General features: G+C 32.5%; 7 protein-coding genes and 2 rRNA genes. 2 read left to right on the top strand and 7 right to left on the bottom strand.

Going from position 1 to position 11,926, the window contains the following annotated elements; translation table 11 throughout:
* Position 1 precedes the first annotated feature (1 nt).
* From ACU68W_RS08605 to ACU68W_RS08595, 3 genes are all read right to left on the bottom strand, one after another.
* Entirely contained in the window at positions 2–2,530 is a 2,529-nt protein-coding gene (locus ACU68W_RS08605; protein ID WP_094223188.1) for a ribonucleoside-diphosphate reductase subunit alpha, read from the bottom strand.
* Between the two features lie 168 nt (positions 2,531–2,698).
* Entirely contained in the window at positions 2,699–3,304 is a 606-nt protein-coding gene (locus ACU68W_RS08600; RefSeq protein ID WP_094205282.1) for an ABC transporter ATP-binding protein, read from the bottom strand.
* 2 nt (positions 3,305–3,306) lie between these two features.
* Positions 3,307–4,992, bottom strand: a complete 1,686-nt coding sequence (locus ACU68W_RS08595; RefSeq protein WP_094223187.1) for a hypothetical protein — start codon at positions 4,990–4,992, stop codon at positions 3,307–3,309.
* A gap of 191 nt (positions 4,993–5,183) precedes the next feature.
* On the opposite strand from ACU68W_RS08595, the gene ACU68W_RS08590 reads away from it, so the two are divergent.
* Complete coding sequence (locus tag ACU68W_RS08590) at positions 5,184–5,873, top strand: DUF554 domain-containing protein (RefSeq protein WP_094205280.1); 690 nt, start codon at positions 5,184–5,186, stop codon at positions 5,871–5,873.
* Positions 5,874–7,364: 1,491 nt separating this feature from the next.
* On the opposite strand, the gene ACU68W_RS08585 is transcribed toward ACU68W_RS08590, so the two are convergent.
* Complete coding sequence (locus ACU68W_RS08585; protein ID WP_094223186.1) at positions 7,365–7,709, bottom strand: PqqD family protein; 345 nt, start codon at positions 7,707–7,709, stop codon at positions 7,365–7,367.
* Complete coding sequence (locus ACU68W_RS08580; protein ID WP_094223185.1) at positions 7,696–9,624, bottom strand: OPT family oligopeptide transporter; 1,929 nt, start codon at positions 9,622–9,624, stop codon at positions 7,696–7,698. Before ACU68W_RS08580 ends, ACU68W_RS08585 begins: the two co-directional genes overlap by 14 nt.
* 216 nt (positions 9,625–9,840) lie before the next feature.
* Between ACU68W_RS08580 and ACU68W_RS08575 the strand changes: the two genes are divergently transcribed.
* Positions 9,841–10,446: a hypothetical protein gene (locus tag ACU68W_RS08575; protein ID WP_094205273.1), complete on the top strand. Its 606-nt coding sequence runs from the start codon at positions 9,841–9,843 to the stop codon at positions 10,444–10,446.
* A gap of 1,216 nt (positions 10,447–11,662) precedes the next feature.
* Here the strand turns inward: ACU68W_RS08575 and rrf are convergent.
* Together rrf and ACU68W_RS08565 are read right to left on the bottom strand one after the other, a co-directional pair.
* Positions 11,663–11,779: ribosomal RNA gene (rrf, locus tag ACU68W_RS08570) — 5S ribosomal RNA — on the bottom strand.
* A gap of 42 nt (positions 11,780–11,821) precedes the next feature.
* A 23S ribosomal RNA gene (locus tag ACU68W_RS08565) occupies positions 11,822–11,926 on the bottom strand; the annotation flags it as partial.

Raw genomic sequence — 11,926 nt, 5'->3', positions numbered from 1 at the left:
ATTATGCACTGCAGCTATCGCAGTCCTCCACTTCTAATGATTTACTTCTAACATAATAGATGGATTTGATTCCTTTTTCCCACGCTCTGATGTAGATATTCAATATAGTTCTCATCGTATAATCAGTCGTGATGTAAATGTTGACCGATTGTCCTTGGTCGATGTGGCGTTGTCTTATACTTGTAGCATCTACAGTTATGTTTTGGTCCAATTCGTGGGCATTTTCGTACAACCAGAATGTTTGTGGGCTAAGTCCTGGAGCAACACGTGGAACAATTGTGCCCTTCTTTTCTTCAAGGAAATATCTGCTCATTACAGGGTCTACTGCCGCAGTAGTTCCTGCGATTATAGAAGTTGAACCAGTTGGTGCCACTGCCATCAAGTACCCATTTCTCATTCCGTTTTTCTTAATATTATGGTATAATTCGTTCCATTTTTCAGAATTGTAATCTCTTAATTTGAAATATTCACCATTTTCCCAATCAGAGCCTTCAAAATATTCGTAGGATCCTTTTTCCTTGGCGATTTTATTACTTGCTTTAATAGCGTAGTAATTGATTTTTTCGTACAATTTATCTGCAAATTCCAAATGTTTTTCAACATCCGAATACATAATATTGTTTTTTACTAAGCAGTGATGATATCCACTTGTTCCAAGTCCGATTGGACGGTATTTTTTGTTAGTGTACTTTGCGTATTCCAATGGATAGAAGTTCAAATCAATAACATTATCAAGCCCTCTAACCGCTGTTTCCACAACTTCTTCTAATTCTTCATCATTGTTCACATCAATATTTCCCAAAACAAGAGAAGCCAAGTTGCACACAACAAAATCTCCTGGTTTTGTTTTTGTAACGATAATATCGTCTCCGTCTTCTGTTTCTATAGTTTCACTAATAGAATGAATTTCGCTCATATTTTGCATAATTTCTGTACACAAATTCGAAGAATAAATCATTCCCTTGTGTTTGTTTGGATTCATTCTATTTACAGTATCACGGTTGAATGTGAATGGAGTTCCTGTTTCTGTCCATGATTTTATAATAAGTCTTACCAAATCTTTTACTTTTATGCTACGTCTGGAAATACTTTCGTCAAGCACACATTCGTTGTATCTTTTTTCCCATTCGTCTCCATAATAATCTTCCAAGTTATATCCTTTTTTCACAGAGATTTCGTGTGGGTCGAACATATACCAAGTTCCGTCGATATCGTCTCGAACCATCTTCCAGAACAAATCAGGATAGCAAACAGATGGGAAAACATCGTGTGCCTTCATTCTGTCATCACCGTTGTTCGTTCTAAGTTGCAAAAATTCCAATATATCTTTGTGCCATACATCCAAGTACACAGCTACAGAACCTTGGCGCACTCCCAATTGATCCACTGCAACAGCAGTGTCATTTGCAAGTTTAATCCATCTGATAACTCCACCTGCAACACCTTGGAAACCACGAATGTCGGATCCATTTGCACGAACTTTTCCGAAATACAATCCCATTCCACCACCATGCTTAGAAACTTGTGCGAAATTATTTATCGAACGATAAATTCCTTCCAAAGTATCAGGAACAGTGTCTATAAAACAGCTTGACAATTGATTGAATGGTTTTCTGGCGTTACTCATTGTAGGAGTTGCCACAGTCACTTTCAATGTGGACAAATTATCATAGATCTTCTTTGCCCAATGAATTCTATCCTTTTCTTTAAGTGCCAAATGCATCGCAATCCCCATGAACATTTCTTGTGCAGATTCCATCACTCTGTTGTCATGAGTTTTAATCAAATATCTTTTTATAATCAAATCCAAAGCACTGAATGTAAATAACTTATCCCTATCGTCATCAATGTATTTTTCCAATTCGTCAATATCATCATCAGTATACACTTCTCTGATGTATGAACCATACAATCCTCTCTCATCCAAAAACTTAATCTTTGATTTAAAGTCTTGAAGATCGTATTGAACTTCTAACTTTTTAATATTTTGTTTCAAATTATAATTCATAAACAAAGATGCAATATATTCCCAATTTGGAGCTTCCTTACTAACTAGTTCTCCAGAAGCTTTCGACAATAAATTCACCATATCGTATTGCGACAAATTAGGCTTAACAAATGATTCGAACTTCAAATACAAATTCTCAATCGAATACCTAGTAGAATCGTAGTGTTCTTGAATATATCTAATGATTTCGATGACATCTTCATCTGTGATAAATCTTTCGAACTCTTCGATAACTTTTCTGTCTGTGGTATGTTTTGCACGATACAAAATAAAAGATTTTACAACCTTGTATTGACCGTGATCAATCAAAATCAATTCCACCAAGTCTTGGATTTCTTCCACAGTAACCACATGATTTTTCGGATATTTGTTCACAATAGTGTTTTCAATTTCTTGTGCCATAGCTTCCAGTTCATTTTCCTCTGCGTAAATTCCTACAGAAGCATAAGCTTTTTTCATGGCTAATTTTATCTTCGATCTATCAAAATCGACAATATTGCCATCTCTCTTTTTTATTTCCATTATTACTCCCTTTTATCGTGTATATAGTGGATTATAAAAACCCAACTACAATTTATAGTATTAATTCCTATTAAATATTACCACAAATCTAAGTGAAATAACACTGAAAATATAGTATTAAAATTTTTCAAAAAGCTAAAAATATATAATTTTAATAAAATGTTCAAATCATTTTACATCAGAAATTCTACTCTTTCCTAGCTTTAAAATCGGTAAATCATCAACTAATTTTTTCTTCTTGTCACACAAAATAATATAGTTGATATTCTTCTCATCAAACATTTGAGTAAGTTTTCTCATATTTTTCTTAGCAAAAATTTTTGTGTAATTATTGTAATTTTTTATAATCACAAACTGACTCTGCGCCAACACAACCTTCGCATAAAAAAGTTTGATGATAGTATCATCATCACATTCTTTTAACTTATTATCCAAATCCACATTCAGACTTTCATTCAAACTCTCAATTCTCCTGTAAATTGTCACAGGAGACATCTTCATTGAACGCAACGCCAACGACAAATTATCATACACATTCAAATGTTCATACAACATAAACTCATCCACAACATAAAATCCACGATACTTTGATATCACATTGTTTGAAATCTTCCCATCTATTAACATCTTGCCATTTGCGTATTTTACATTCATTAATACAGCTATGAACTTATCCAAAGTTATTTTATTTGAAAAAATCTGACAATTCTGAGTGATTTTCCCTGTCAAATTTTCAAAATAATTCGTACTATAATTTTCAAATACAATATCCATAACTACCTTCTAACCCTAATCTTAGTTATAATATCCCAACACAAATTGACAACAGAAAATATCGCTACAATTATAAAACCTATCAAGTAATAATAATTACTGTTAAGCTTTCTTACAAAAAATATGAGAATATCCATAGCGCCCTCATTGTAAATATCGACCATGTGAGAAAAATACACTCCAGTGAAACAAAACATCACATAAAAAGCCATAAAATTCAACAAAATCGTAATCAAATTAACCTTATTAGAATAAATTGGAAACACAACCCATCTATAATACTCAAACTTGTTCATATCGTCATTGTGCATCAAATAATTGATGTTATTAGAGAAAAATCCTATTCTTTGCATAGAATACACGTTATAAGCTGTTAGCGCACCTATAAGTAACCAAAAAGTCAACCTGAAAATTAACATCAAACTTTGGTCATGAAGTACATATTGGTTAAAAATTCCAAATATTTTCGTAAACACAAAATCATTTGGAAACATCAGCAATACAAACAGTGATGCAATTGATATAATACACATGAAAAGATTCAATTCCTTGTCAACTCTGGAGAAAATCCTCCACACAATCAAAGATGCAATCTCTCCAATCGAAAACACCATCACACTAAGCAGAGCACACGCACACACTATCTTCAAATCAAACTGAATGTAAAATCGTTCGTAATTTTTCAGAACGAACGTCAAATCCTCTCCCAAAACAGTTGCAATCACAATAAAAATATTAAAAGCAGCAACTATTCCACACAGTACCCAGTAAATAAGTTTAATATTATTAATGAAAAATCTTTTAACCTTTAATTTAATGTTAATAATCGACTCTCTAAAATTATTCGGACGAATTCCTTTATTAATATCTCTGACGATTTTTTTATAATTTACTATATTGATAATTTCCAAAACCACCAATATACCAATCATAAACTCATCCAATTTATCAATATGCGTATCTCCAATGAGAATGAACACACTCGCCAAAAATATCGCAATCATAATCAAAAACTTATACAGTTGATTGAACTGAAGCTGTCCCACACCAGGAATTAAATATAAAGCCTTGAATGTTGTATCGTAATCCTTGGGATCAACCTTCATATTTTTTCTCAAATCGTACAAATCACGCCTAAGCTTGTTCACCTCAGTATTTATTCTCTTTTTGTACACTTGCTTCAGACTTCTCTTAACACTGTACAAATACACGCTATCCTTTGAATACTCACTTATTATGAACTCCCTTTTATTTTTCGATTTAAGATGAGCTCTTTTGCTTTTTTTGTCTGTGTCTTTTGGATTATCGCGTGAAAATTTATAACTCTCTACAATTTCCTTCAAATAAAACCTAAAATTAAATCCTTTTTCTATATCTCCAGAATTTTTGATAGCATCGTCCAAAAAACTCATATCATTTTCCATATCTTGAAAAATCTGAATGATTTCATCGCATCTTTCTTCTACAAGCTTATTCTTAGTGTATATGTAATTATACTGAGAAGATACATCCTTATATTCCTCATAAAAATCAATCTTAGATTGAGATATGAATTTTTCCATAAGAACCCTATTTAACAAACTATCGTTGTGATGAGGAAGACTGTGCTTAAATCTGATAACAGAATTATCCAGTTCTTTGAGGAAATTTATCTCTTTAGTTTTGATTAATTCGATTTTTTCGTTCATATCGAACTCCTAAATTTTACAAATTATTGATATATTTTTACTTATTTAGTATGTAGCTTTTATGCGGATTATTTTATTGTGATATTATATTTGCATATTTTTATCACTTTCAAATATTACATTGTTAATTATTAAAAATATTACTTTACAAATTGAATAAAATATATTATCATATTTCGTGGAGGATTATGATGTTTTACATATTAATAAATGTTATAGCGGTTGCAGTCGCAGCCTTTTTGGGAAGACTTTTGAAATCTTTCCTACCAAAAAAACTAATAAAAAGTATAATGGACGTTGTCGCTGTTTGTATATTAATAATGGGAATCCAAGGAAGTGTAAAAACAAATAATTTTATTTTTATGTTGATTTCCTTAGTTATCGGTGCTATAATAGGTAACGGTCTTGATTTGGACAAGAAATTAGCTAACCTTGTAGAATATTTACAAAACAAAGTTCCAGACTCATCTGGCTCGTCCATGAAAGGCGCTATTGCATTAATAATGCTACAAAATATCGGATCATTGGCAATCCTTGCTCCATTGAATTTAGGATTAAGCGGATCCGCTGACATAATGCAATTTAAAATAATATTAGACGGTATCACAACATTTTTGTTCTCAGCAACATATGGATTAACAGTTGCACTGTCAGGCGTTGTTGGACTTGTGATGAATACACTAATATTTTTATTATCAACATCACTAAGCAAAGTATTAGTACCAGAAGTAATTGAAAACATCTCCGTATTAGGATCATTGTTGATAGTCCTACTTGGTATAGATATGCTAGAAATCAAAAAATTCAAAATCATGGATTACATTCCAGCAATATTTATTCCAATATTTTGGTTTATCATAAAACAATTACTTCACATCTAAATTAGTTAACAAGTTAGAGGGGAAAACTCTCATGCCTTCAAAATTTTCCAGAGTTGACTCCCCTTACTCCTTTCTTATATGCGCATGATATTAAATCATGTGTTTTTTTATTATACCTCATTTGAAGAAATTTCAAACAAAATCAATTTTATTCGATTATTTTTAAAAATTTTTCAAAAAAACTTCAAAAAAGTGTTTAAAACAATTTTCAGTGGGTATATATATACTACAATAAAAGATATCTAAATTGTAGAGCACAACTGTTACTTTAGTTTATTGATTCCGATGAAAAGGATATATAAACAAAAATGCAGGAATACTACCCGTTTTATTTGAAGACAAATAAAACTAGAACCTTTAAACATTTAAACTTAAAACATTAAAATTTAAAATTTTATCCTATGTATCGAAAACTTTAGTTAATTAAAGATTTAAAGATTGATTCGTTATATCTTGAAAAGCAAGTTTATCTGATAGATTACTATTAAGGAGTGGATAAGGAAATGATCGAACCAAAATTTCAGTTTAAGTGCAGTTTGCTCGGAAAATAAGAGTTGTTTCAGAAGATGGAAAATGACTCTTATTTTTTTGTGTCCATTTTCTTTCACTCCCTTCCCCGTAAATTTTAAAGAAAACTATCTGTTTTTGATTAATTTTATGCTTTTTCTATTTTGTTTTATTTTTTTAATTTCTTCCTCATGTCTGTCATTCAATTTTGTCTAGCGACTTTTCTCAGCAATTCTCCATCCTTATCCTGCAATCCATGACTTTCGCGAAACCTTCAAGCAAACAATCAAAGCTCAAGAATATCACCATATAAAATTTAATGCTTCTTATGAGCGACGCTTCGAACGATGAAATTTCAGTTAAATTTTCTTAAAAGAAGATTTCTGAAGTGAGGCTGAGCGATTGAGAACATTAAATTTTCCCCAAGATATTCGTACGAGATGTTTGCTTACTTTCTGACCTGTCTGTGTCAAGCAACTGTAAATCCTGCGAAACCTTTAAGCAAACAATCGAAGCTAAGAATATCATACGGAGAAAATAAGCATAAATTCAAGCGAAGGGAACCGTTAAAAAATTGTGCTGTTTGAGTGCGTAGCACGAGTTCACAATTTTAGGTTCACAAGCTTAGAATTTATTTATTTGCGTAGTCTAGATATTCGTGCAAGATGTTTGCTTACTTTCTGACCTACGTATGTCTTGCAACTGTAAATCCTGCGAAACCTTAAAGCAAACAATCGAAGCTAAGAATATCATACGGAGAAAATAAGCATAAATTCAAGTGAAATGAACCGTTAAAAAATTGTGCTGTTTGAGTGCGTAGCACGAGTTCACAATTTTAGGTTCACAAGCTTAGAATTTATTTATTTTCGTAGTCTAGATATTCGTGCGAGATGTTTTCTCCGATTTTTGCCCTCTGTGTGTCCTGCAACTGTTATCTTGCGAAATTCTTTGCCTATTTCCATTTTCTGCATAAAAAAAGAAGCCTTATTCAGACTTCTTTTTGAGTTTAACAATATCATTGTTGTATAAAATTTGTATGAATTGAGATAGTCTCTCGTATAGAGGTTCTACCTCATCTCCATATTGTTCTTTTAATTTATTCCCAATTTCTATAATGTTACTCTTGCCATCAATCATCCTGAAAACATCACTACCGTAACTTTCAAGCTTGATGTTGGATTCTTTTGGTGTGAAGAACATCTTTTGAGCAATCTTATCAAAAATATGATTGTGTTTTTTTACTAAATACACAAGATCATCTTTTTCATAAAACTCTATCTTGTCATTGACTTCAGGAATAAATTCTAGGAAATTTTTATTTCGCTTCATTAGTATTTACGTTTTTAATACAAGTTCTAACTAGAACTGCTAATAACAATATGAATACTATGATTGATCCAATTGTACCAATGTTGAATTTTGAAGATAAGTCAAGAACATCTGCTAATGTCTTGTCGCCAATTTTAATTATAGCAAATGCAGCAAGTAAAATACCTACAACACCTTCACCTGCGATAAATCCAGATGTAAACAATACACCATTTTCTGCTTGTTCTTTTCTAAGTTCTTCATTTTTAACTTTTCTCTTGTCAATAAATAATCTAATCAAACCACCAGTCATTATTGCAGAAGAAGTGTTAATTGGTAAATACAAACCAACTGCGAATGGCAATACTGGAATTCCTAAAATTTCAACAACAATAGCGATGAATGCTCCGGCGAAAACTAATCCCCAAGGAAGTGATCCACCCATTACACCTTCGATTATAAGTTTCATCAACATTCCTTGTGGTGCAGGAAGTTCTTCTGAACCATATCCCCAAGATGAATCTAATAACCATAAGATAGCACCGATTACAAGTGCAGATACAGTAACACCGATTAATTCACCGATTTGTTGTTTATATGGAGTAGCTCCAACCAAGAAACCAGTCTTTAAGTCTTGTGAAGTATCCCCTGAAATAGCAGCGATAACACAGATTACAGTACCGATTGAAATTGCCATCATCATACCATCGTGACCAGTATTTCCCATAGCTTTGATTAATATTGAAGTTATCAATAAAGCAGCGATAGTCATACCAGAAACTGGGTTGTTAGAAGATCCAATAAGACCAACCAAACGTGATGATACTGTTGCAAAGAAGAAACCAAATATAACGATAATTATTGAGCCAATAGGTCCAACTGGAATAATTGGTAAAACAGCCATTACAACTGCGATAGCAAGAATAGCTATTCCTATGAATTTCATACTTAAATCTTTTTCAGTACGAAGAACTGAATGTGTACCCAAACCTTGTGATTTGTAGTCTTTCATAGCATCTCTGAAAGTTCTAATAATTAGTGGCAATGATTTAATTAAAGATATAATACCACCAGTAGCTACAGCACCAGCTCCTATATATCTTAAATAAGTACCCCAAATATCTTTTACAGTCATAGCAGAAATAGCCTTATCTGCAGCACCGATTATGTTGTCTCCACCGAATAATTTCATAAGTGGCATAATAACTAACCAACCTAAAGTTGCACCACTTAGCATATATCCAGAAATCTTAGGACCACAAATATAACCAACACCTACCAAAGATGGAAGTGGGTCGATACCTATACCAGCACCTGAGAAAGATTTAACTGTAATTTCTTTTGATAATGAAGATGGGAAAATCTTCAAACCATCAGCAAAGAATTTGTATACAGCAGCCAAACCTAAACCTTTAAATACAAGCTTAGCCTTGGATCCACCTTCTTCACCTGCTAATAAAACTTCTGCACAAGCAGTTCCTTCTGGATATGGAATAACCCCGTGTTCCTTAACTATTAAAGCATTTCTCAACGGAACCATGAATAAAACCCCTAATAAACCACCAATAAGAGTAATAACCCCTATTTCGATTAATGATGGAGCTGGTTCATTCCATTCCTTCATCCAAATAAATAATGCTGGCATTGTAAAGATAGCACCTGCGGCAACTGATTCCCCTGCGGAACCTATAGTTTGAACGATGTTGTTTTCCAAAATAGAATCCCTCTTGAAAATCAATCTGATAACTCCCATTGAAATAACTGCAGCAGGAATTGATGCAGAAACTGTCAAGCCAACTCTAAGACCTAAATATGCATTAGCTCCACCAAATACAATTGCCATGATAATACCGAAAATAATAGAGAATGGTGTAAGCTCTGGCAAGACCTTATCGGCCGAAATAAAAGGCTTAAAGTCATTATTATTGTTACTCATAAATATACCCTCCTTTTTATATATATAAATTAACAACACTATTATACCAGATTGAATTTATTTTGTCAATAATATTTATTGCTTTACACTTAAATACTCAAATAATTATAAAAATATTTAAGAAACAAATATCTCAACTTTTCTATCAAAATAGTTTAAATTTTCCCAAATTAATAGTATAATAATAGAGTTGGAATAAATTAATTGGAGGGAATTATGAAAAAGAAATTTTTAACAGTATTATTAGTATTATCAATGGTTGTATTGGCATCATGCTCTAACCAAAAAGGATCAGAATTAGAAAGCAAATTAAAAGAAGTTGAAACAGACAAGAAATTTGCCCTAGAAAACTTAAACGACGCTAACAACAAAATCAAAGAATTAAACGCAAAAATTCAAGAACAAGAACAAGGTTATAGTTCAAAAGTATTAGTAAACGACCTAACAGCTGAAATGACAAACGAACAATTGCAAAAAGTATTAACAAACACAATCGCTTACAAATTGACAGCTGATGATCAAGAATTAGCACAAGAAACAACAGTTGAAGTAGCAGAAATGCCTAAAACATTAAACTTCATCGTACAAATTCCAGAAGACTTAAAATCATCAGAAAAAGCAAAAACAATCTTGAACTTACAAGCGCCAAAAATCAATGTAAATGGTAAAGCAGCACAAGTTGAAGAACAAGAAGAACACGACGCAATAAAATACGTAGTAAACTTAGAATCTGCAGGAAAAGAAGCAAAAATCGACCTACCACAAGACATAAACGCAAAATTACAAAGACCAAACCAACAACTCGTAATCAAAGCAAAATAATGAACACCTAGCCACTAGAAATCTAGTGGCTATCATTTTATCCTTTTATTTCTCTGTTTTCCCCTAAGTCTAGTGATTTAATTTTATAATTTTCTATTTAAATCTATACGTCCTTTATCCTAGTCTAGTGATTCTTATCAAAAATTTATATCTGTGTCTCTCAATTCTTGAACATTTCGAAATCTTCGAGCAAACAATCGAAGCTAAGAATATCATACGGAGAAAATAATTATAAATTCAAGCGAAGGGAACCGTTAAAAAATTGTGCTGTTTGAGTGCATAGTACGAGTTCACAATTTTAGGTTCACAAGCTTAGAATTTATTTATTTTCGTAGTCTAGATATTCGTGCAAGATGTTTGCTATGGTCTTAACTTATGTGTATCCTGAAACTGTTGTCTAGCGAAAATTTTTTTATCATTTTCTATCCTCTCCCTGAAATCATCAACACCGCAAAACCTTAAAGCAAACAATCGAAGCTAAGAATATCATACGGAGAAAATAATCATAAATTCAAGCGAAGGGAACCGTTAAAAAATCGCACTGTTTGAGCGTTAGCGAGTTTGCGATTTTAGGTTCACAAGCTTAGAATTTATTTATTTTCGTAGTCTAGATATTCGTGCAAGATGTTTGCATATTTTTTGACCTACGTGTGTCTTGTAACTGTTGTCTAGCGAAAATTTTTTTACAATTTTCTATCTTCGTCCTGCAATCCCCAACACTGCGAAACCTTCAAGCAAACAATCGAAGCTAAGAATATCACCATATAAAATTTAATGCTTCTTATGAGCGACGCTTCGAACGAGGAAATCTTCCATTAATATTTTTTAAAAGAAGATTTCTGAAGTGAGGCTGAGCGAGTGAGAACATTAAATTTTTCTCAAGATATTCATGCGAGATGTTTGCTTATTTCATTACCTATGTTTATCTTGCAACTGTTATATAGCGAATTCTATAAATCATTTTCTATCTTAATATAGTTAAAAGAACGCACAAAAAAAGACCTAGCGGACATTGTCATCACTAGATCTTAATTGTTTGGCGACTACCTACGTGCCGCCAGTTCCAACGAATTAAAGATTCGTGGCAACTGGTTGCACCAGACTTACGACGAAATCAAAGATTTCTGTTAGGTCTAGCTCTCCCACAAGTGGGATCGTAGGTCTTATGATTAAAATAAAAAAGATCTAACGGATTAAATCACGTTAGACCTTAATTGTTTGGCGACTACCTACTCTCCCACGACGTTTCCATCGTAGTACCATCGGCGTTAAGAGGCTTAACTTCTGTGTTCGGCATGGGTACAGGTGTATCCCTCTTGCTTTTATCACCATACTTATTCAATTCTTCATTTCCAATCAATAACAGTATATATTTCCAGTCAAGTTTTCGATTTATTAGTATCAGTTAGCTTTGATATTACTATCTTTACACCTCTGACCTATCTATCTTGTTTTCTTCAAGTAATCTCATAGAAATCTT

It is taken from the genome of Finegoldia sp. P2-F-LR, from assembly GCF_052932265.1.
This window is presented reverse-complemented; position numbering and strand designations above follow the sequence as displayed.